The following is a 19443-nucleotide window of genomic DNA, read 5'->3' as shown; positions in this document are numbered from 1 at the left end:
GTGTCTATCCCCACTGACGTTCTGACCACGCTCGAGCAACAACGCATCGAGCTGCCTTCCTGGGCCTTCGGCAACTCCGGCACCCGCTTCAAAGTCTTTTCGACGCCGGGCACCCCGCGGACCATCGAGGAAAAGCTCGCCGACGCCGCCCAGGTCAACACCCTCACCGGACTGGCGCCGTCGGTGGCCCTGCACATTCCCTGGGACAAGTCGGACGATTACGCGGCGCTGGCGGAGTACGCCGCGGGACTCGGCGTGAAGCTCGGGACGGTCAACAGCAACACGTTCCAGGACGACGACTACAAGTTCGGCAGCCTCACCCACAGCGACCCGGCGGTCCGATCGAAGGCTGTCGACCACATGTACGAGTGCCTGGAAGTGATGAACCAGACCGGTTCCAAGGACCTGAAGATCTGGTTGGCGGACGGGACCAACTACCCCGGGCAGGGCAACCTGCGGGCCCGGCAGGACTGGCTGGCAGAGTCGCTGCGCAAGGTCTACGACCGCCTCGAGGATGACCAGCGGCTGGTGCTGGAGTACAAGTTCTTCGAGCCGGCTTTCTATCACACGGATGTTCCGGACTGGGGTACGTCCTATGTGCACTGCGTTGCCCTCGGCGAGAAGGCCAAGGTCTGCCTGGACACCGGCCACCACGCTCCCGGCACCAACATCGAGTTCATCGTGGCGCAGCTGCTGCGCCTGGGCAGGCTGGGTTCCTTCGACTTCAACTCCCGTTTCTACGCGGACGATGACCTGATCGTGGGTGCGGCGGACCCGTTCCAGCTGTTCCGCATCATGCACGAGGTGGTCCGTGGCGGCGGACTCGACCCCGCCGCGGGGGTGGCCTTCATGCTGGACCAGTGCCACAACGTCGAAGGGAAGATCCCGGGGCAGATCCGCTCGGTTCTCAACGTGCAGGAAATGACGGCACGGGCACTGCTGGTCGACACCGCCGCCCTTGAAGCGGCGCAGAATGCCGGAGACGTGCTGGCGGCGAATGCCGTGCTGATGGACGCGTTCTACACCGACGTCCGGCCCGATCTTGCACAGTGGCGGGAGTCCCGCGGGGTTCCCGCCGACCCGATGGCCGCCTTCGCGGCGAGCGGATACCAGGAAAAAATCAACGCCGACCGCCAGGGCGGCCACCAGGCCGGATGGGGAGCCTAAAACCATGACCAACCCAGCTGTGGAACAACTGCTCAACCGTTCCAACCGCCTCGGAGCGGACAAGCGGAACACGAATTACGCCGGCGGCAACACGTCCGCCAAGGGCACCGAAAGGGATCCCGTCACCGGTGAGGACGTCCGGCTGCTGTGGGTGAAGGGCTCCGGCGGTGACCTTGGCACGCTGACCGAGCCCGGACTCGCGGTGCTCCGGCTGGACCGGCTGCAGGCACTCCGGAACGTGTACCCCGGCGTCGAGCGTGAAGACGAGATGGTGGCGGCCTTCGACTACTGCCTGCACGGCAAAGGCGGGGCGGCGCCCTCGATCGATACCGCCATGCACGGGCTGGTGGACGCGGCCCACGTGGACCACCTGCACCCGGATTCCGGCATCGCAATCGCCACGGCTGCCGACGGCGAGGCCCTCACCTGGGAGATCTTCGGCGACAAGGTCGCCTGGGTGCCATGGCGGCGGCCCGGCTTCCAGCTCGGCCTGGACATCGCCGCCATCAAGGACGCCAACCCGCAGGCCATCGGCACCATCCTCGGCGGCCACGGCACCACCGCGTGGGGCGCCACCAGCGAGGAAGCCGAAGCAAACTCGCTGTGGATCATCGAGCAGGCCGAGAAGTACATCGCCGAGCACGGCCGCCCCGAGCCGTTCGGGCCAAAGCTCCCGGGCTACGCCGCCCTGCCGGAACCGGCACGGCGGGCCAAGGCCGCGGCGCTGGCACCGGTGATCCGCGGGCTCGCGTCCGCGGACAAGCCGGTCATAGGGCACTTCAGCGATGACCCGGCGGTCTTGGAGTTCCTCGAGGGGCAGGAACACCCGCGCCTGGGCGCCCTGGGCACTTCCTGCCCGGACCATTTCCTGCGCACCAAGGTCAAGCCCCTGGTCCTGGACCTGCCCGCCGAAGCGTCCGTCGAGGACTCCGTAGCCCGGTTGAAGGAACTCCACGCCGCCTACCGCGAGGACTACCAGGCCTACTATGACCGGCACGCGGGTCCCGACAGCCCAGCCCTGCGCGGCGCGGATCCGGCCATTGTGCTGGTCCCCGGCGTGGGGATGTTCTCCTACGGCAAGGACAAGCAGACAGCCCGGGTGGCCGGGGAGTACTACCTCAACGCCATCAACGTGATGCGCGGCGCGGAGGCCGTCTCCACGTACGCCCCGATCGAGGAAGCCGAGAAGTTCCGGATCGAATACTGGGCCCTCGAGGAAGCCAAACTCGCCCGGATGCCCAAACCCAAGTCGCACGCGACCCGGATCGCCCTCGTGACCGGGGCTGCGTCCGGCATCGGCAAGGCCATCGCCACCCGGCTCGCCGCCGAAGGAGCCTGCGTCGTGATCGCGGACCTGAACCTGGAGAACGCCGAGGCCGTCGCCGCTGAACTCGGCGGCCCCGACGCCGCCGTCGGGATCCAGGCCGACGTCACGGACGAGGCGCAGGTGGTGGCCGCGGTGGAAGCCGCCGTCCTGGCCTTCGGGGGGCTGGACCTGGTGGTCAACAACGCCGGGCTGTCCATTTCCAAGCCCCTGCTGGAGACCACGGAGAAGGACTGGGACCTCCAGCACAACGTCATGGCCAAGGGTTCCTTCCTGGTGTCCAAGGCCGCCGCGCGGGTCCTGATCGAGCAGGGGATGGGCGGGGACATCCTCTACATCTCCTCCAAGAACTCCGTCTTCGCCGGCCCCAACAACATCGCGTACTCCGCCACCAAGGCCGACCAGGCGCACCAGGTCCGGCTGCTCGCGGCGGAGCTGGGCGGGCACGGCATCCGGGTCAACGGCATTAACCCCGACGGCGTCGTCCGCGGTTCGGGGATCTTCGCCGGCGGCTGGGGCGCCAAGCGCGCCGCCGTGTACGGCGTGGAAGAGGAAAAACTGGGCGAGTACTACGCCCAGCGCACCCTGCTCAAGCGCGAGGTCCTGCCCGAGAACGTGGCCAACGCCGCCGCCGTGCTCACCAGCAGTGAGCTCTCGCACACCACCGGGTTGCACATTCCGGTGGATGCCGGCGTCGCCAATGCTTTCCTCCGATGACCGGGAAAAGGGCGGACTCCGGGGGCAGCGTCTTCGCCGCCGTCGATATCGGCGCGTCCTCCGGCCGGGTGATGCTGGGCCGGATCAGGGAGAACGACGACGGGGACCCCGGGGTTTCCCTCGAAACCGTGCACCGGTTTCCGAACGCCGTGGTTCGGTCCGGCGGCGGGCTGCGCTGGGACTTCGATGCCCTGTTCGCGGAAGTGCTCACCGGCCTTACTGAGGCCGCAACGGCGGCAGCGGCACGCGGAGCGCGCATCGCGAGCGTCGGCATCGACACCTGGGCCGTGGACTACGGGCTGGTGGATGCCTCGGGCGCGCTCGTCGCCCAGCCGTACAGCTACCGGGATGAGCGCAGCCGCGCCGCCGTCGGCCGTGTCCATGAGCGCCTGGCTCCTGCGCGGCTGTACGGCACTACGGGTCTGCAGTTCCTGCAGTTCAACACGCTCTACCAGCTCGCCAGCGAAGGTGATCTGCATGGTGTCCAGGCGCTGCTGATTCCGGACCTGATCGCTTTCCGGCTCACGGGTGTGCGGCGGACGGAAGCCACCAATGCCTCCACCACGGGGCTCTTCGATGCCGCCGCGGGTGAGTGGGCCGCGGAGTTCCTGGCTGCCCTGGACCTGCCGCAGGACCTGTTTCCGCCGCTGATCCAGCCCGGGGAAACGATCGGCACCGTCCTGCCGGCCATCGCCGTGCGGACCGGGCTGCCCGCCGGTACCCCGGTGGTGGCGGTCGGCTCGCACGACACCGCATCCGCTGTGGCGGCCGTGCCCGCGGGGACCCCGGATTTCGCCTACATTTCGTCCGGGACGTGGTCGCTGGTGGGCGTCGAACTTCAGCATCCGGTCCTCAGCGAGGCCAGCCGGCTCGCGAATTTCACCAATGAGCGCGGCGTGGACGGCACCATCCGGTACTTGCGCAACGTCGGCGGCCTGTGGCTGCTCAGCGAGTGCCAGCGGACGTGGGCCGCCGAGGGCCTGACGCTGCCGCTCGCCCGGCTGCTGGAGGATGCCGCAGAGCTGCCGCCCGGCGGACCGCAGATCAACGCCGACGACCCCGCCTTCACGCCGCCGGACAACATGCCCGACCGGATCCGCGCTGCCGTCCGCCATGCCGGCGCCGGCCTTGCGGACCGGCCCGCGGAGGTTGTCCGCTGCATCCTGGACAGCCTGGCTGCCGGTTACGCGCGGACCATCCGCGACGCCGAACGGCTCACCGGACGCAGCATCGGCGTCGTGCACATCGTTGGCGGCGGTTCGCAGAACCGGCTCCTCTGCCGGCTGACGGCCGACGCTACGGGCAAACCGGTGGTCGCGGGGCCGGTCGAGGCCACCGCCCTCGGCAACGTGCTGGTGCAGGCACGCGCCGCCGGTGAACTGGCTGGAGGCCTCGCGGACCTGCGGAAGATCGTCGCTGCCGGCACGGCCCTCGAACGGTACGAGCCGGCGGGTTCTTTGCAGGCCCCGGCCTAGGCTTCGGGGGCTGCGTCGCCGGGCTCTTCGTCCGTCCAGGTGACCTGGACCCAGCGCTGGCCTTCGTCGTCCCAGGATTCGGTGTGCCCCAACCGCGCAATATCTTCAAAGGCGACCTCGTGGCCGTTTCGACGAAGCGTTTCGCTGAGTTCCCGGGTGGCCTCCCGGACGGCAGCGTTCACTGCTTCGGGGGCATCGGACTCGACCGGGCGGGAGGCATCGTATGTTGAACTCATGGACCCCATACTTCACGGTCTGCCCGCCATTGGGAACCTTTCACAGCATGCCGTGCTCATCCAGCCTTTCCCTTGCCTCAGGAGTGGACTGGTTCCTCCACCAGGGCGGTGGCGATGCTGTCCGCATCATCCAGCGCCGCGAGGTAGCGTTCGGCGTCGAGGGCCGCGGCGCACCCCGTGCCGGCGGCGGTGATCGCCTGGCGGTAGCGGTGGTCCACGGCGTCGCCGCAAGCAAAGACGCCGGACAGGTTCGTGACCGTTGTGGGGGAGTCGACCTTGATATAGCCGTCGGCGTCGAGGTCCACCTGCCCGGTCAGCAGCTCGGTGCGCGGGACGTGGCCGATCGCAACGAAAATGCCGGTGGCCGCCTGCTCCCGGGTTTCGCCGGTCAGGGTGTCCTTGAGGGTGACTCCCGTGACCTTCCCGTCGCCGTGGATGCCGGTGATGACGGAATTCCAGGCGAACCGGATCTTCGGGTTGTCCTTGGCCCGCTGGGCCATGATCCGGGAGGCACGCAGCTGGCCGGTGCGGACCACGATGGTGACGGACTTTCCGAACCGGGTCAGGAAGGTGGCTTCCTCCATCGCGGAATCCCCGCCGCCGACGACGATGATGTCCTGTTCCCGGAAGAAGAAGCCGTCGCAGGTGGCGCACCAGGAGACGCCGTGGCCGCTGAACTTTTTCTCCTCCGGCAGTCCCAGTTCCTTGTAGGCGGAGCCGGTGGCGAGGATGACGGCCCGGGCCTCATGGGTCTCTCCGGCGCCGGTGACCACCCGCTTGAGGTGCCCGGCCAGTTCGACGGCCGTGACGTCGTCGAACACCACCTGCGCGCCGAACCTCTCGGCCTGCTGCTGCAAGCCGTCCATGAGCTCGGGACCCTGGATACCTTCGGGGAAGCCGGGGAAGTTCTCCACGTCGGTGGTGTTCATCAGGGCACCTCCCGCGGTTACCGCCCCTGCGAGGACGAGCGGGTTCAGGCCGGCGCGGGCGGCGTAGATGGCCGCGGTGTAGCCGGCCGGGCCGGAGCCGATGATGATCAGCTGCTGGGTGCTCGCGGCAGCAGACGTTGGCGTTGCGGTTTTCGAGGATGCGGTGCTCATGGTGGGGCTCCTGTTCCGGCTACTTGGCGGCGGGGATGAGGGACGCTATCAGGCCGCAGCCCATGGTGATCACGACGTCGGAGTCCTTCACGGCCTGCGTGGTGGGAACCTTGGGGATTTCGGCGGACATGTGGAAGAGGACGGACGGCTTTCGGACGGCTTCGGTGCTCATGAGGTTTATCTCCCGGGTGGCGGATCGGGTGGACGGATTAGCGGGAAACGGCGGCTGGGCTGAAGCGGCGCTTGCGGGCCCACAGGGCCACATAGACCAGTGCAACAAGAACGGGTACTTCCATCAAGGGTCCCACGCTGCCGGCCAGTGCCTGTGCGCACTCCACCCCGAACGTGTCGCTTGCCACGGCGATGGCAAGCCCACTCAACGCTCTTGCATACGATACCCCCGGGGGGTATATTGCAGGTGTTGTCAGTGAAGTGGTATGTCCAGGCAGGTGCTTCGCCTCGCCGTCACAGCCGTTCAACCCCAGCACCCATCACTTGTTCAAGAGATTGGAACTGACATGTGCGGAGCAGAATCCCGTCAAGAACTCCCTCTGGTCGTCTCGGCTTCAGGCTGCGGCTGCTGCTCACCGGCCGTCGCCGGCGAATCTCGGGCCACCGTAAGGAGGGGTCATGGACGACCATAACCAGCACCGCCATCATTCCGCGGCGGGCCCCGCGCGAGGCACGGCCCACGAAGCCCCTGCCGCAGGGACCGTCACGGCACCGGCCCGCTACGGCCATGAGGGACATGGTCCAGACGATGACCATGTCGTGCACACCCATGGCCAGCACGCCGGGCACAGCACGGCCATGTTCAAAGACAGGTTCTGGCTCACGCTCGTGCTGTCGGTGCCGGTGGTTTTTTTCAGCCCGATGTTCGGGCACCTGCTCGGCTACATGCCGCCGGAGTTTCCCGGTTCGGTATGGATCCCACCGGTCCTGGGTACCGTCATCTTCCTCTACGGCGGCGCGCCGTTCCTGAAGGGCGGCCGGAATGAGCTGAAAACCCGGCAACCGGGGATGATGCTGCTGATCGGCATGGCCATCACCGTTGCCTTTACCGCTTCCTGGGCCACCACCCTGGGCATCGGCGGTTTCGACCTGGACTTCTGGTGGGAACTTGCCCTGTTGGTGGCCATCATGCTGCTGGGCCACTGGATTGAGATGCGGGCCCTCGGCTCTGCCCGGGGCGCCCTGGACGCGTTGGCAGCCCTGCTGCCGGACGAGGCCGAACGCATCACCGACGCCGGCACCGAAACCGTCCGTGTCACGGAGCTGCAGGCCGGGGACCTGGTTCTGGTCCGCTCCGGCGCCCGGATGCCGGCAGACGGAACGGTGACCGACGGGCAGGCCGAGTTCGACGAATCGATGATCACCGGCGAATCCAAGACCGTGCTCCGCTCCCCGGGGGATACTGTCGTGGCCGGAACGGTCGCCACCGACAACACGGTCCGGGTCAGGGTGGACGCCGTCGGGGATGACACCGCCCTGGCCGGGATCCAGCGCCTGGTCGCCGAAGCGCAGGCCTCATCGTCGCGGGCGCAGGCCCTTGCCGACCGCGCCGCGGCGTTCCTGTTCTACTTCGCCACCGCGGCCGGCGTCATCACCTTCATCGCCTGGACGCTGCTGGGCAACATCCCCGAAGCTGTCACGCGCACCGTCACCGTCCTGGTGATCGCCTGCCCCCACGCCCTGGGCCTGGCCATTCCATTGGTGATCGCAATCTCCACCGAACAGGCCGCCCGGGCCGGTGTCCTGATCAAAAACCGGATGGTCCTGGAGCGCATGCGCACCGTCGACGTCGTGCTGTTCGACAAGACCGGAACCCTGACCAAGGGCGAACCCGAACTCAAGGACTTCGCCACGGTCGGAGGCGTGGACGGGCAGGAGATGCTGGCCCTGGCCGCCGCGGTCGAATCCGACAGTGAACACCCGGTGGCCCGCGCAATCGTCCGGGCAGCACGCCGCCGGAACCTGGACATTCCACGCGCCACCGACTTCACGTCCATGACCGGACGCGGCGTGCAGGCTAGCGTTGGCGGCCGCACCCTCCGGGTCGGGGGTCCGGCACTATTGCGCGAACTCGGACTCACAGAGCCGGCAGAACTGGCAGCCGCGACCCGGACATGGATGGACCGCGGCGCAGCCGTCCTGCACGTGGTGGAAGGGACCCGGATCCTGGGCGCGGCCATCCTCGAGGACGCCATCCGCGAGGAGTCCCGGCAAGCCGTCACCGCCCTGCAGAACCGCGGCGTGAAGGTAGCCATGATCACCGGCGACGCCCGCCAGGTCGCACAGGCCGTGGCCGAAGAGTTGAACATCGACGAGGTGTTCGCCGAGGTCCTGCCCGCGGATAAGGACAAGAAAGTCGCCGAACTCCAATCCCGCAGCCTGAAGGTCGCCATGGTCGGAGACGGCGTCAACGACTCCCCGGCCCTGGCCCGGGCCGAGGTGGGCATCGCCATCGGCGCCGGCACCGACGTCGCCATGGAATCCGCCGGAGTGGTGCTCGCCGGCAACGACCCCCGGGCCGTGCTCTCCATGGTGGACCTGTCCCGGGCCAGCTACCGGAAGATGTGGCAGAACCTCGTCTGGGCCACCGGGTACAACATCATCGCCGTGCCGCTGGCCGCCGGGGTGCTCGCCTTCGCCGGCGTCGTGCTCTCTCCCGCCGCCGGTGCGGTCCTGATGTCCCTCTCCACCATCGTGGTTGCCCTGAACGCCCAGCTGCTGAGGCGGGTAAAACTGAACCCCTCCGAGGTTCATTGACGAGGAGAGCATGAGGTCCGTCCGATGCTCGCCACCGGCATGCCAAGGGCGGCCTCAGGCTTCCGGCCCGCCGTTGACCCGGGAAGCGGTGGCGGGCATGCTGTATCCGTGCATAGTCCGCCTCACGCCGCACCGACCGGAGGACCGTCCATGTCTACCAAGCCAGCGAATCTTTTCGCGCGTTTCCGGCTGTGCTGGGCGGCAGCTGCCGCCGTCATGCTGGTCTTCGCTGCTCCGGCCGAGGCCGCAACGTCTGCCGGTCCGGGCAATGACGTCTCCTGGCCCCAGTGCGGGAAGCCGTTGCCGAAAGGCCAGACGTTCGGCATTGTAGGCGTCAACAACGGGTTGGCAAACAACACCAACCCGTGCCTGAAGACCCAGCTGACCTGGGCCGGCACGTCCAAGGGTGGAACGGGCCAGCCCCTGGTTGCTCTCTATGTCAATACGGGCAACCCGGGCAAGGCGGGCTCGTGGTGGCCCACGAGCAACACCTATGCGGGCACGGCCGTGGCCAACCCGTACGGCGAGTGCACGGCCGGAGCCTACGATGAGGCCTGCTCCTACATGTACGGGTACGCGAAAGCGTACGATGACGCGAACATCCGCGGCATCACCGGCCCTTCTTCCTATCTGTGGTGGCTCGACGTCGAGACCGGCAACAGCTGGTCAACGGACACCGGGGCTAACAGGGCGGACCTGGAGGGCATGGTCGCCTTCTTCGCCAGTATTGGCGCGAAAACCGGCCTTTACTCCACGGGAATGCAATGGGCCCAGATTGTCGGAACCGTCCCTTCCTCAAGCAACCTGTACAAGCTGCCCAGCTGGCTGGCCGGAGCGACCACGCTCACCGCGGCGAAACGCATGTGTTCAGCCGCGCCGCTGACCGCAGGTGGCAAGGTTACGCTGACGCAGTACGTTTCGGGTGGTTTCGATTACGACCACTCCTGCGTCTGAAGGTTCCTGCCGGAGGCGGCAGGCGTGGAGTTTGCACCACTGACGAAGGGGTCCCAGCATGAGCTACAAGTATCGAACCGTCCGGGTCCGCGGCACCGACCTCGTCGGAACCATGGCGCGTAAACACGGGGGTGCTCCGGAGATCTACGAAACCTCGAAGGACCCGAGCACGTCAGTTGTTCCGGTGTACTTCCAGGCAACGGGCGAAATCCGGTTCTTCGACAGGACAATGCTCGAAGATGTTGTGACGGGCTGACCGTACCCGGGACGGTTCAGACGTATTTTGCGAACCAGGCCAGCATGTCGTTCCAGGCAGCCGTCGCCTGCGCCTCCGCGTAGGCGTCGCCGGTGTCGTTGTGGAACGCGTGGCCGACGCCGGGGTAGACAGTGAGCTGGTGCCGCACGTCGGTGGCGTCCAAGGCGTCCCGGAGGGCCGGCATGGCCCCGGTGATCCGCTGGTCGAGTTCGGCATAAGCGCCAAACACCGCCGGCTTGATCGTCGGCACCTTGGCAAGATCGGGGGCGGGGCCGTAGAACGCCGCAGTGGCTTTCAGGCCCGGTATGTCAGTAGCAGCCTGCCACGTGATGCCGCCGCCGAAGCAGTAGCCGTTCATGGCGATCCTGCCCTGGTCCACAAAGGTCTGTGACTTCAGGAACTCGAAAGCGGCGGCAAAGTCGGAGACATGGCGCTGCGCGCCGGCCTGGGTCAGGGCTCCCGGGACAGCGTCCCGGTCAAGGCTCGCGGTGCCGCCCTCCCTGCTGAGCAGATCCAGCGCCAGAGCCGCGTATCCGGCCTTGGCGAAGCGCCGTGCCACGTCCTGGATGTGCGGCGTCAGCCCCCGGTTCTCATGGCAGACCAACACGGCGGGTCCGGCCGCGCTTCCCTCCGGCCGTGCCAGGTAGCCGCTGATCTCGGCTCCGCCGGAAGGGAAGCGGACAGTCGCGGTAGCCAGCCCCGGCGCACCCTCCGGAACGGACAGCGGGCTCTTGGCTCCCGGTACCGGACCGGGGGTTGCAGTGCCGGACTCTGCGGACGAGGCGGGAGTGCTGGGGGTCGGCATAGGGTCGGAGCTGCGGGGGACTTCCTCCGGCGTGCAACCGACCAGCAGCATTGCCGCCGCTGCCGCGGCCATGCTGCCCGTAATGAACGCCACGCGACGCGTGAAGGTGCGCTGAGAAAGAGCACCGGCGCGGTAGTCGTCAAAGAATTCCTCGATCAGGTACTTTTCGAACTTTCCAAGCTGGGTCATTGTGTTCGGCCTCCTGGAGTTTGCCGCAAATCCTCCTCCGAAGTGCGCATTCAGGCAATAGGGCGACCCGCGTTTTCGACACTCCCGCCCGACAGTTTCGCCTGCCTCGAGGTCCAGCCGCGTTGGTGAAGCCGCTCAAAACCGTCCAGCAGCAGATCAAGGGCGAATTCGAACTCGAACTGGTCGTCGCAACCGTGCCCCACCACCGAGTCATCGTCATGCGCCCCTAAGGTGGCAATCGCCAGGACGTTCGGGTACATCGCCGCCATCTGCTGAAGCATGGCGGTGCGGACCTCCGGCGGCACAGCGTCCGGCGTCTGCGGGGCCGCCGCGTCGTCGAACAGCTCCTGGGTGAATCCCCACATGCGCCCGCCGATGGCGTGCATAGCGTGGTGGGTGAGATCGGCAGAAAAGCCGCCTGCCAGGAACATGCCGATGAACGAGTCCATGTAACCCAGGACGGCCGGCGTTTTGTTGGTCCGGGATTCGATGGCCTGCCGGGCCCACCGGTGACGCTGCAGCGTCTGTCTCGCCGAGAGCACCCGCAGGCGCACGGCCCTCTTCCAGTCGGCGTCGCGGACAGCGGGCCCGATCTCCTCGATGAGGCAAGCGACCATTCCGTCAAGAAGTTCTTCCTTGCCCGCCACGTGCTTGTAGAGCGCCATCGGCACCACGCCGAGCTCGTCTGCGAGCCGGCGCATGCTGAGTGACTCCAGGCCTGATTGGTCGGCAAGTTCGACGGCGGTCCGGAGCACCCGTTGCCGGTTCAACGGCGTCCGGCTCGCGGTGTCCGCAGGTGTCATGGCGGCGGCCTTTCTTGGCTATTGTCCTATGGACAGCTCTTTCCTATTGACAAGTGTACGCCGTACACCTACCTTGGAGCGCATAAGGTGTACGCCGTACACCGACGAGCCGAGGACAAGGTCATGACGCTGGAACGAAGCCGCATCCGCGCCGCCGCCCGCCGCTCCAGGCCCCAGTGGCCGGTTCCCGCCGCCTTGATCCTCCTGAGCCTCATCCCGGTCATCTTCGGGGCGCTGCGCGTGGCCGAGCTGACGGGCGGCGCCGCGGTCACCCCGCAAAATGCAAGGTTCTTCGCGTCGCCCGTTCCGGTGGTAACCCACATTGCCAGCGCCACGGTCTTCAGCCTCCTTGGAGCGTTCCAGTTCGTTCCGGCCCTTCGGGGCAGGCGGGGCTGGCATCGCGTAGCCGGCGCCATCCTCATCCCCGCAGGTCTCCTGGCGGCACTCTCCGGCCTGTGGATGTCCGTGTTTTATCCGCTCCCCGCGGGCGACGGCGAAATTCTCCTTGGACTTAGGTTGTTGTTCGGTTCCGGAATGGCGGCAAGCATCGGAATGGGCCTTTTCGCCATCCGCCGCCGGGATTTCGTTGGGCACGGCGCATGGATGACCCGAGGCTATGCCATCGGGGTGGCAGCGGGAACCCAGGCCCTCTTGAGCATTCCCTGGCTCTTGCTCGTCGGCCCTACCAACGAGGTGAGCCGCGCGGTGCTGATGGGGGCGGCATGGATGATCAATCTGGCTGTGGCCGAATACGCCATCTACCGGCGCGCCCGTCAGTCGGCCCGGGGAGCCCGGGCGTTGCGCCGGACGAATCCGTCGCCTGCCGGCGTCTAGAACCGGCTGCGGCCTAAAACGCGGCCTAGAACACAGTGTCCCTGAACGCCGTCAGCGCTTCCACCACCAGCTCGTGGTCCGCCTTCTGCGGCAGTCCGGAAACAGTCACCGTGGCCACGGGCCCGGTTCCTTTCAGGTACAGGGGGAAGGAACCGCCGTGGGCGGCGTAGCGTGACTGATCGAACCAGGCGTTGTCCTCGATCCTTCCGCCCCCGAGCCGTCCCCGCAGGCCGACCAGGAGGGAGGGTTCGGCGTATTGCTCCGCCGTCCGGCTCTTGCGTTCGACCCAGATCTCGTTATCCGCCGTGGCGCCGGGCAGGGAAACGTGGAAGAGGATGTGGGCGCCTCTTCGGATGTCGATGGCGATGGGAAGACTGCGTGTGGTGCCCAGCTCCACGAGGAGCAAGCCGAGGTCGAGGGCGTCGCTCTGGCTGAAGCTGCCGAACTGGAGTGTCGCCATCTCGCGCTCGATGCGGCCGATGAGGGCCCGGAGAGCGTCCTCCGGCTGTTCGGCGGGGGAGTCAGGATCGAACTCGGTGTCCGGTCCGCGGGAGGCGTCGGGCTGTTCCAGGCTCATGAGTGGCCCTTTCGTGGTGGGAGGTTCATCCGGAGTCCGGCTCCTAGCGACCGGTCTCCTGATGGTGCCATGGACATCCGGTACAGCGGGAATGCGAAACCCGGGGGTCCCCCTGTAAACAGAGGAACCCCCGGGCTTGTGGGTGCTGGCGCGTGCTGGCTGGTTAGCTCAGCGTGGCGGTGTCGATGACGAAGCGGTACCGGACGTCCGAGGCAAGGACCCGCTCGTACGCGTCGTTGATCTTTTCAGCCGGGATGACCTCGATCTCCGCACCGAGGTGGTGCTCGGCGCAGAAGTCCAGCATCTCCTGCGTTTCGCGGATGCCGCCGATCATCGATCCAGCGAAGGACCGGCGTCCGCCGATCAGCGCGAACGCGTTGACGGGAAGGGGCTCGGCCGGAGCGCCGACGTTCACCAGCGCGCCGTCGAGGGTCAGCAGCTGCAGGTAGGAGCTGATGTCGATCGAAGCGCTGACGGTGTTGATGATCAGGTCGAAGTGGCCGGCGAGCTGTTCAAAGGTGCTGGGATCGCTGGTGGCGAAGTAGTTGTCAGCTCCGAGGCGGAGTCCGTCTTCCTGCTTCTTCAGCGACTGGGAGAGCACCGTTACCTCTGCGCCCATGGCGTGGGCGAGTTTGACGGCCATATGGCCGAGCCCGCCGAGGCCGACGACGGCGACCTTCTTTCCGTGCCCGGCGCCCCAATGGCGCAGCGGGGAGTAGGTGGTGATGCCGGCGCACAGCAGCGGCGCGGCGACGTCGAGCTCGATGCCTTCGGGGATCCGGACCACGAAGTCTTCCGTCACCACGACGTGGGTGGAGTAGCCGCCCTGGGTGACGGTGCCGTCGCGGTCAACCGCGCCGTACGTTCCCACGTTGCCCTTGAGGCAGTACTGCTCCTCGCCCTTCAGGCAGTTGGCGCATTCGCGGCAGGAGTTGACCATGCAGCCGACGCCCACGCGGTCACCAACCTTGTGCTTCGTCACCGCCGGGCCCACCTCGGTGACAACGCCGGCGATCTCATGGCCGGGAACCAGCGGGTACTGCTGCGGGCCCCACTCGCCCCGGACAGTGTGGATGTCGGAGTGGCAGATGCCTGCGTACTTGATGTCGATCAGGACGTCGTGCGCGCCAAGGTCGCGGCGCTCGATCGTGGTGGGAACCAGTTCCCCGTCGGCGGATGGTGCGGCATAAGCGTTAACGGTCAGCATGTGTCTCCAGTGCTTTTTGTGGTGATGTGCGTCAGGGGTACGCCGTTGGACCCCTATCAAGTAAACAGGGACTCCACGGCGGGCGGGAGTCCCTGCTGATACAGGTACTGCCAGTGCACCTTTCGCACCACCACCATCGGCTGTGCCTGATGCTGGGGCTGGATGGGCACTGCAGGTAACAGTTTATGCCCTGGCTCCGCTAAGGCATGACCTTGTAGAGATCCACGACGGTCTCCTCAGGCTGGGAAGCGAAGCCGCCCTGGATGCCCTGCTGCATCCGGGGCAGGAGGATTCCGTCGCGGAATTTTTCCCAACTCGCCCTTGATTCATGCACCGCCATGATGGTCCAGCCGCCCTCGGACGGACCTGCGGCGTGGAAGATCTGGCCCTCGGGCAGGATCCCCTCGCCGGGATGGACGGCGGCAAGTGAAGCCTCATATTGCTCCTTGGTGCCTCCCGGGAAGAAGTGCACGATTCCGTACGCTGTGGTCTCCATTTTCTCTCCTCCGCCGGTGGTTGGACATGGACTGGACTGGATAACGCCAGTCCTAGGCGCCGGCATTGGACCTGTCAAGGACCGCCTTCTTAGAGACTGGCCGGTGTGGCGGCGGTAGCATTCCGCTATGGCTATCGCGCGCTTCCCAGGTATCGTCATCGACTGCCCCGACGCCGGGGCACTCGCAGCGTTTTACGGCGCCCTGCTGGGCTGGAACACAAAGGTCGACGGCGGCTGGGCCGAAATCCGCCCCGACGACGGCAGCAACTGCATCTCCTTCCAGCAAGTGGAGGACTACCAGGCGCCCCAATGGCCCGGGCAGTCCGTGCCACAGCAGATGCATGTGGACCTCATGGTGGAGGACCTGGACGAAGGCGAGACAGAAGCCACCAAATTGGGAGCCACTAAAGCGGAGACCCAGCCTGGCACCACCTTCAGGGTTTTCCTCGACCCGGCCGGCCACCCCTTCTGCCTCTGCGTGGACTAGCCATACAGCCGGGCCAACTGAAGCTACTGTCTAAGCATGATGTCGGATGATTCAGTGAGGGATGCAAAGCGCAGGTTGCGCGCGGAGGTTCGCCTCCGGCGCCGGACCCGGTCGGCGGGGGAGTTGGGATCGGCAACGGCCGGTCTGACGGAGCACTTGATCGCCCTGGTCCGTGATCGTGTCCCCGCGTTGGTGGGCTGCTACCTTTCCGGTGGGGACGAACCGAACACCCGGCCCTTTCTGGGCTGGGCCGCCGCGAACGGCGTGGACGTTCTCGTCCCGGTGAGCAGACAGGACGGGCTGCTGGACTGGGTACCTGCGACTGAAGGGCCTGAACAGGTTGGCTTGTTCGGCATCTCTGAAATGGTCGGCGAGGTAGTGCCTGCCAGCGTTTTCCAGAGCGTCGATCTGCTGCTTATTCCGGCCGCGGCGGTTGACAGTTCGGGAATGCGAATGGGATGGGGCCGCGGATATTTTGACCGAGCTCTCGCGTCTTTGGAGCAACCGCCTCCGGTGTTCGCGGTCGTTTATGACGAGGAGTTCGTAGACTCGGTGCCCTGCGAAAGCCATGACCGGCCCGTCGACGGGGTTATCACGCCCAGCGCGACCCGAACTTTCTGACCCGGGAACATCTGCCGTGGCCGTGCCCCTTGCGTGGCCGTGCCCGTGCCGGCCGGCAATGTGTGCCCCGTCAGACGGCGTCTGTGGGGGCCGCCCGGTGATCTATCGCGGCCGTAAGCCTGTCGATCCGGTCCAGCGCGGCGTTGAGGTCCTTAACCGTCGCCCACAAGTCCGGGTGCTCGTGGCGGACCTGTTCGAGCGTCGCGCCGGCCGAGGTCAAGGTGGAGAGGTCGTAGCTGACGTTGGTGCGGGCTCCTGTCAGCGCTGCCCTTAGGGCGCCGAAAGCAACCACCACATCGGCGATAAGCGCCGGGTTGCCGTTGTCTGCCAGCCATTGCAGGTCAGTGATGGCAGCGATCGCCCGTTCGCCGAGCAGGGCGGATGCCTTTGCGGCTTCGACCGAGGCTTTTTGGATTGCATCCTCGCGTTCAGGCCCGGGCTCCAGCCGGAACGCGGCCCCGAAAGCTTCGGATGCGGAAGCGTCGTCATCCGCCAGTCGAAGAGCAGCTTGCCGCAGTGTCCGCGCCCGGGCGTGAACATTGTCGAGTTCGGCGCGTTGGTGCTCATCGGCCTCGGTGTATCCGGCCACCATCGACGTCAGCGACGCGCCTATGGCCAGCATTAACCCGGCCCCGGCGCCACCGCCTGGGGAACCCACGGATTCCGCCAACGCCCGTGTCCATTCCTCCACTGTCGAATGTTGGGTAGTCACTGCCTCAGAATCAGCCATGACCCTAGTCTGCCCTGAAGGCGTGCTGCTGCCCGACTGCCGCGCGGTGTGGCGGCCCACCGCGGTGCGTCCATCCCGTTGCGCAGGTACGGCGCATTCCACCTATGGATCGGGCTGTTACCACGTGGTACTTTGACCGTCCTACATCGCTTGCAGGAAGCGATCCAGGAGGAGGCCGAACTCATGAGCGATACCAATTCCGCTGGAGCGAACGTGGACGTCGTGGACATCCTGACCAGTGATCATCAGGACATGATTGCCTTGATCGGGCAAATTAAGAGCTCGCCGGATGGGAGCGAGCGCAGGGACCTTGCCGACACTCTGATCGCGGAAATCATGCGTCATGCTGTCGCGGAGGAGATGTACGTCTATCCCGCGATCAAGGACCACGTGCCCAACGGTCCGGAGGAAGTAGAACACGACAAGAAGGAGCACGACGAGATCGTCAAGCTGCTGAAGAAGATGGAGAAAGCCGAGTCTTCCGACCAGGCGTTCATGGACCTGGTACACGAGCTGGAGAAGCAGCTGACGCATCACGCGAGCGACGAGGAGTCCGAACAGTTCCCGAAGCTCCGCCTTCACATCCCCCGCGAAAAACTCGTCGATATGGGCGAACAAGGTACAGAAGGCGAAAAAGCTGGCACCGACCCGGCCGCACCCGAGCGCTCCGCACTCGGAACTGTTCCATAAGACGGTAGGGCCCGGTGTCGGCATGGTTGACCGGCTCCTGGACAAGCTCACCGGCCGGCACACCGATTCCAAGGGCGACTGACCGCACCGGACCTTCGGCCCATCGACAGGCACAGGAGCCCGGAAATAGCCTTAATCCGTTCAAAATCTGACCGACGATGATGACGGAGAGGTGGCCGACATGGGAGCAGGGGAGAACGTTGAACTGGTCCGGCGCGGATACGAGGCCTTCAACGCGGGCGACATGGACACCCTCAGGGAGTTGTTCGCCGAGGACGCCGTCTGGTTCGCTCCGGGCAACGGCACGCTGTCGGGCAGGAAGGAGGGACGCGAGAGGATCCTGGCGTACTTCCGGGAACTCGGGACACGCTCGGAAGGCCAGCTGAAAGTAACCCTGCAGGACACCTCGACGGCGAGAACTACACCGTCGCCCTGCAACACAACCAGGCAGAAAGCGGCGGCAGGAGCCTGGACATGGAGGGCGTGATCGCCTTCAAGGTCCGCGACGGCAAGATCACCGAAGGTCGCGAATTCTACGTTGACACTGCGCAGGGCGACGCGTTCTGGGCCTAGGTCCTACCGGGACGCCACCAGTTCCGTGGCTGTTGCGTTCTCGCCGGGCTCGTCGGTGCGCTCGGCGTCCGGAGCGTGGGTCCTGCGTTCCTTCAGGAAGAAGACGAGGCCGGCTGCGATTGTGGATGCGGCGGCAAGGGCGAACAGGCCCGGCATGACGCTGCCCGTCTGCTCCTTGATCAGGCCGAATCCGAAGGGTGCCACAAAGCCGCCCAGGTTGCCCAGCGAGTTGATGATGGCAATGGCCGGGGCCAGGACCATGGGGTGCAGGCCGGACTGCGGGATGGTCCAGAACAAAGGTGAGGCGCTCTTGAATCCCATGGCCGCGACAGCCAGGAAAACCAGGGCGATGACGGGGGAGGCGACGGCGGCAGCGAGCGTACCGCCCGCAGCGACGAGAAGCGCCACTGCGAGCAAGGGCCGCTTCGACTTGGCCTTGTCCTGCCACTTGGCCGCAAAGTACATGGCGAACACGGCGCAGACCCAGGGTATGGCGGAGAGGAATCCCACGCTGAGGTCGGTGGTTCCCGGGATGCGCTTGATGATCGTCGGCAGCCAGAACGTATTGGCGTAGATGGACAGCTGGACCGCAAAGTAGATACCGCACAGCAGGAGGATCTGTGGGTTCAGCAGCATCTTCCAGCGGTTAACCGTTCCCTTGCCGGCGGACGAAGCCGCGTGTTCGGCATCCTCGCGCGCAATAGCAGCTGACAGGGCGGCCTTTTCAGCTGCACCCAGCCACTTGGCGTCTTGGATCTTCGCGTCCAGCAGGAAGAACACCACAATGCCGACAACGACCGACAGCACGCCTTCAACCCCGAACAGCCACTGCCAGCCCCGCAGGCCGAGCACGTCGTGGAGGCTCAGCAGCGAGCCGGCAACCGGGCCCGAGATGGCCGCGGCAACGGAGGAGCCGGCGATGAAGATCGCGGTGGCCTTGCCGCGGTGTCCTGCCGGTACCCAGCGGGCGAAGTAGAAAATCACCGCAGGAAAGAATCCGGCTTCCGCGGCTCCCAGCAGGAACCGCAGGACGTAGAACATGGTCTCGTTCTGCACGAACGCCATCAGGAAGGAAACGATGCCCCAGCTGACCATGATCCGGGCCAGCCAGACCTTGGCCCCGTACTTCTCCATCATCACATTGCTGGGCAGTTCGAAGATGGCGTAGGCGATGAAGAACAGCCCGGCCCCGAAGCCGTAAGCGGCAGCGCCGATACCGACATCGGCCTGCAGGTGTTCCTGGGCGTAGCCGATGTTGGACCGGTTGAGCTGGTTGCACACCAGCATGACCAGCATGATGGGCAGCACCCGCTTGAAGAACTTTGTCGTGGCCGAGGCCACGTCCGTGACAGCGGTGTCTACAGACGGCATGGGTAATCCTTTGAATTGGCGAAGCTTGGGGGCCCGGGGCGGTGGGGTTGTGGTCCGCACCA

The 19443-nt window shown here is 66.2% G+C and carries 22 protein-coding genes; 11 read left to right on the top strand and 11 right to left on the bottom strand.

The genetic code is table 11. The features are described from left to right. The 3 genes from rhaI to QFZ65_RS11845 are packed head-to-tail and all read left to right on the top strand — an operon-like array spanning position 1 to position 4683. Positions 1-1167: an L-rhamnose isomerase gene (gene rhaI / locus QFZ65_RS11855; protein ID WP_373427583.1), complete on the top strand. Its 1167-nt coding sequence runs from the start codon at positions 1-3 to the stop codon at positions 1165-1167. 4 nt (positions 1168-1171) lie between these two features. After that, a complete protein-coding gene (locus QFZ65_RS11850; RefSeq protein WP_306910626.1) occupies positions 1172-3208 on the top strand; it encodes a bifunctional aldolase/short-chain dehydrogenase in 2037 nt (678 codons plus the stop codon). Further along, the gene (locus QFZ65_RS11845) at positions 3205-4683 is read left to right on the top strand and encodes a rhamnulokinase family protein (RefSeq protein WP_306910624.1); all 1479 of its coding nucleotides are present in this window, start codon (positions 3205-3207) and stop codon (positions 4681-4683) included. Before QFZ65_RS11850 ends, QFZ65_RS11845 begins: the two co-directional genes overlap by 4 nt. Here QFZ65_RS11845 and QFZ65_RS11840 read toward each other — a convergent pair. The 4 genes from QFZ65_RS11840 to QFZ65_RS11825 form a co-directional block, all read right to left on the bottom strand. Then, positions 4680-4919: a hypothetical protein gene (locus QFZ65_RS11840; protein ID WP_306910622.1), complete on the bottom strand. Its 240-nt coding sequence runs from the start codon at positions 4917-4919 to the stop codon at positions 4680-4682. The two genes, QFZ65_RS11845 and QFZ65_RS11840, sit on opposite strands and share 4 nt — an antisense overlap. Before the next feature lie 77 nt (positions 4920-4996). Continuing rightward, positions 4997-6019, bottom strand: a complete 1023-nt coding sequence (gene trxB, locus QFZ65_RS11835) for a thioredoxin-disulfide reductase (protein ID WP_306910620.1) — start codon at positions 6017-6019, stop codon at positions 4997-4999. Between the two features lie 19 nt (positions 6020-6038). Next, the gene (locus QFZ65_RS19105) at positions 6039-6191 is read right to left on the bottom strand and encodes a hypothetical protein (protein ID WP_373427582.1); all 153 of its coding nucleotides are present in this window, start codon (positions 6189-6191) and stop codon (positions 6039-6041) included. Positions 6192-6228: 37 nt separating this feature from the next. Further along, positions 6229-6399: a hypothetical protein gene (locus QFZ65_RS11825; protein ID WP_373427581.1), complete on the bottom strand. Its 171-nt coding sequence runs from the start codon at positions 6397-6399 to the stop codon at positions 6229-6231. A 250-nt stretch (positions 6400-6649) separates the two neighbouring features. Here QFZ65_RS11825 and QFZ65_RS11820 point away from each other — a divergent pair, with 250 nt between their 5' ends. The 3 genes from QFZ65_RS11820 (at position 6650) to QFZ65_RS11810 (ending at position 9998) form a co-directional block, all read left to right on the top strand. After that, the gene (locus QFZ65_RS11820; protein ID WP_306910618.1) at positions 6650-8788 is read left to right on the top strand and encodes a heavy metal translocating P-type ATPase; all 2139 of its coding nucleotides are present in this window, start codon (positions 6650-6652) and stop codon (positions 8786-8788) included. Positions 8789-8938: 150 nt separating this feature from the next. Continuing rightward, entirely contained in the window at positions 8939-9742 is an 804-nt protein-coding gene (locus tag QFZ65_RS11815; protein WP_306910616.1) for a hypothetical protein, read from the top strand. 58 nt (positions 9743-9800) lie between these two features. Continuing rightward, positions 9801-9998, top strand: coding sequence for a hypothetical protein (locus tag QFZ65_RS11810; protein ID WP_306910614.1), 198 nt, complete (start codon positions 9801-9803; stop codon positions 9996-9998). A gap of 16 nt (positions 9999-10014) precedes the next feature. On the opposite strand, the gene QFZ65_RS11805 is transcribed toward QFZ65_RS11810, so the two are convergent. After that, the gene (locus QFZ65_RS11805) at positions 10015-10992 is read right to left on the bottom strand and encodes a dienelactone hydrolase family protein (RefSeq protein ID WP_306910612.1); all 978 of its coding nucleotides are present in this window, start codon (positions 10990-10992) and stop codon (positions 10015-10017) included. 50 nt (positions 10993-11042) lie between these two features. Next, positions 11043-11795, bottom strand: a complete 753-nt coding sequence (locus tag QFZ65_RS11800; RefSeq protein WP_306910610.1) for a TetR/AcrR family transcriptional regulator — start codon at positions 11793-11795, stop codon at positions 11043-11045. A gap of 123 nt (positions 11796-11918) precedes the next feature. On the opposite strand from QFZ65_RS11800, the gene QFZ65_RS11795 reads away from it, so the two are divergent. After that, positions 11919-12629, top strand: coding sequence for a DUF2306 domain-containing protein (locus tag QFZ65_RS11795; RefSeq protein WP_306910608.1), 711 nt, complete (start codon positions 11919-11921; stop codon positions 12627-12629). 25 nt (positions 12630-12654) lie between these two features. Here the strand turns inward: QFZ65_RS11795 and QFZ65_RS11790 are convergent, their stop codons facing one another. The 3 genes from QFZ65_RS11790 to QFZ65_RS11780 all read right to left on the bottom strand — a co-directional run bounded on the left by QFZ65_RS11790 (position 12655) and on the right by QFZ65_RS11780 (position 14909). After that, positions 12655-13206 carry a heme-degrading domain-containing protein gene (locus QFZ65_RS11790; protein ID WP_306910606.1) on the bottom strand — a complete coding sequence of 184 codons (552 nt, stop codon included), beginning with the start codon at positions 13204-13206 and terminating at the stop codon, positions 12655-12657. A gap of 163 nt (positions 13207-13369) precedes the next feature. Further along, positions 13370-14413 carry an NAD(P)-dependent alcohol dehydrogenase gene (locus QFZ65_RS11785; protein ID WP_306910604.1) on the bottom strand — a complete coding sequence of 348 codons (1044 nt, stop codon included), beginning with the start codon at positions 14411-14413 and terminating at the stop codon, positions 13370-13372. A gap of 199 nt (positions 14414-14612) precedes the next feature. Further along, complete coding sequence (locus QFZ65_RS11780) at positions 14613-14909, bottom strand: hypothetical protein (RefSeq protein WP_306910602.1); 297 nt, start codon at positions 14907-14909, stop codon at positions 14613-14615. 127 nt (positions 14910-15036) lie between these two features. Here QFZ65_RS11780 and QFZ65_RS11775 point away from each other — a divergent pair, with 127 nt between their 5' ends. Together QFZ65_RS11775 and QFZ65_RS11770 are read left to right on the top strand one after the other, a co-directional pair. Further along, positions 15037-15396: a VOC family protein gene (locus tag QFZ65_RS11775; protein WP_306910600.1), complete on the top strand. Its 360-nt coding sequence runs from the start codon at positions 15037-15039 to the stop codon at positions 15394-15396. Positions 15397-15435: 39 nt separating this feature from the next. After that, positions 15436-16017, top strand: a complete 582-nt coding sequence (locus QFZ65_RS11770; protein ID WP_306912563.1) for a 5-formyltetrahydrofolate cyclo-ligase — start codon at positions 15436-15438, stop codon at positions 16015-16017. Between the two features lie 70 nt (positions 16018-16087). Here QFZ65_RS11770 and QFZ65_RS11765 read toward each other — a convergent pair whose 3' ends face one another. Next, positions 16088-16747, bottom strand: a complete 660-nt coding sequence (locus tag QFZ65_RS11765; protein WP_306910598.1) for a cyclodeaminase/cyclohydrolase family protein — start codon at positions 16745-16747, stop codon at positions 16088-16090. Positions 16748-16930: 183 nt separating this feature from the next. On the opposite strand from QFZ65_RS11765, the gene QFZ65_RS11760 reads away from it, so the two are divergent. After that, the gene (locus tag QFZ65_RS11760; RefSeq protein ID WP_306910596.1) at positions 16931-17437 is read left to right on the top strand and encodes a hemerythrin domain-containing protein; all 507 of its coding nucleotides are present in this window, start codon (positions 16931-16933) and stop codon (positions 17435-17437) included. Positions 17438-17618: 181 nt separating this feature from the next. Further along, a complete protein-coding gene (locus QFZ65_RS11755; protein ID WP_306910594.1) occupies positions 17619-17924 on the top strand; it encodes a nuclear transport factor 2 family protein in 306 nt (101 codons plus the stop codon). An 89-nt stretch (positions 17925-18013) separates the two neighbouring features. Here QFZ65_RS11755 and QFZ65_RS11750 read toward each other — a convergent pair whose 3' ends face one another. Further along, complete coding sequence (locus QFZ65_RS11750) at positions 18014-19381, bottom strand: MFS transporter (protein ID WP_306910592.1); 1368 nt, start codon at positions 19379-19381, stop codon at positions 18014-18016. Between the last annotated feature and the right edge of the window lie 62 nt (positions 19382-19443).

This window comes from Arthrobacter sp. B3I9, from assembly GCF_030816935.1.
Taxonomy (GTDB): Bacteria; Actinomycetota; Actinomycetes; order Actinomycetales; family Micrococcaceae; genus Arthrobacter.
The sequence above is the reverse complement of the archived record's forward strand: the minus strand, read 5'-3'. Positions and strand labels throughout refer to the sequence as shown.

Excerpts from the sequence above, each read along its gene's own strand:
- QFZ65_RS11850 (WP_306910626.1), top strand. The coding sequence starts at position 1,172 with ATGACCAACCCAGCTGTGGAACAACTGCTCAACCGTTCCAACCGCCTC.
- QFZ65_RS11845 (WP_306910624.1), top strand. The coding sequence starts at position 3,205 with ATGACCGGGAAAAGGGCGGACTCCGGGGGCAGCGTCTTCGCCGCCGTC.
- QFZ65_RS11840 (WP_306910622.1), bottom strand. The coding sequence starts at position 4,919 with ATGAGTTCAACATACGATGCCTCCCGCCCGGTCGAGTCCGATGCCCCC.
- trxB (WP_306910620.1), bottom strand. The coding sequence starts at position 6,019 with ATGAGCACCGCATCCTCGAAAACCGCAACGCCAACGTCTGCTGCCGCG.
- QFZ65_RS19105 (WP_373427582.1), bottom strand. The coding sequence starts at position 6,191 with ATGAGCACCGAAGCCGTCCGAAAGCCGTCCGTCCTCTTCCACATGTCC.
- QFZ65_RS11820 (WP_306910618.1), top strand. The coding sequence starts at position 6,650 with ATGGACGACCATAACCAGCACCGCCATCATTCCGCGGCGGGCCCCGCG.
- QFZ65_RS11815 (WP_306910616.1), top strand. The coding sequence starts at position 8,939 with ATGTCTACCAAGCCAGCGAATCTTTTCGCGCGTTTCCGGCTGTGCTGG.
- QFZ65_RS11810 (WP_306910614.1), top strand. The coding sequence starts at position 9,801 with ATGAGCTACAAGTATCGAACCGTCCGGGTCCGCGGCACCGACCTCGTC.
- QFZ65_RS11805 (WP_306910612.1), bottom strand. The coding sequence starts at position 10,992 with ATGACCCAGCTTGGAAAGTTCGAAAAGTACCTGATCGAGGAATTCTTT.
- QFZ65_RS11800 (WP_306910610.1), bottom strand. The coding sequence starts at position 11,795 with ATGACACCTGCGGACACCGCGAGCCGGACGCCGTTGAACCGGCAACGG.
- QFZ65_RS11795 (WP_306910608.1), top strand. The coding sequence starts at position 11,919 with ATGACGCTGGAACGAAGCCGCATCCGCGCCGCCGCCCGCCGCTCCAGG.
- QFZ65_RS11790 (WP_306910606.1), bottom strand. The coding sequence starts at position 13,206 with ATGAGCCTGGAACAGCCCGACGCCTCCCGCGGACCGGACACCGAGTTC.
- QFZ65_RS11785 (WP_306910604.1), bottom strand. The coding sequence starts at position 14,413 with ATGCTGACCGTTAACGCTTATGCCGCACCATCCGCCGACGGGGAACTG.
- QFZ65_RS11780 (WP_306910602.1), bottom strand. The coding sequence starts at position 14,909 with ATGGAGACCACAGCGTACGGAATCGTGCACTTCTTCCCGGGAGGCACC.
- QFZ65_RS11775 (WP_306910600.1), top strand. The coding sequence starts at position 15,037 with ATGGCTATCGCGCGCTTCCCAGGTATCGTCATCGACTGCCCCGACGCC.
- QFZ65_RS11770 (WP_306912563.1), top strand. The coding sequence starts at position 15,436 with ATGTCGGATGATTCAGTGAGGGATGCAAAGCGCAGGTTGCGCGCGGAG.
- QFZ65_RS11765 (WP_306910598.1), bottom strand. The coding sequence starts at position 16,747 with ATGGCTGATTCTGAGGCAGTGACTACCCAACATTCGACAGTGGAGGAA.
- QFZ65_RS11760 (WP_306910596.1), top strand. The coding sequence starts at position 16,931 with ATGAGCGATACCAATTCCGCTGGAGCGAACGTGGACGTCGTGGACATC.
- QFZ65_RS11755 (WP_306910594.1), top strand. The coding sequence starts at position 17,619 with ATGGGAGCAGGGGAGAACGTTGAACTGGTCCGGCGCGGATACGAGGCC.
- QFZ65_RS11750 (WP_306910592.1), bottom strand. The coding sequence starts at position 19,381 with ATGCCGTCTGTAGACACCGCTGTCACGGACGTGGCCTCGGCCACGACA.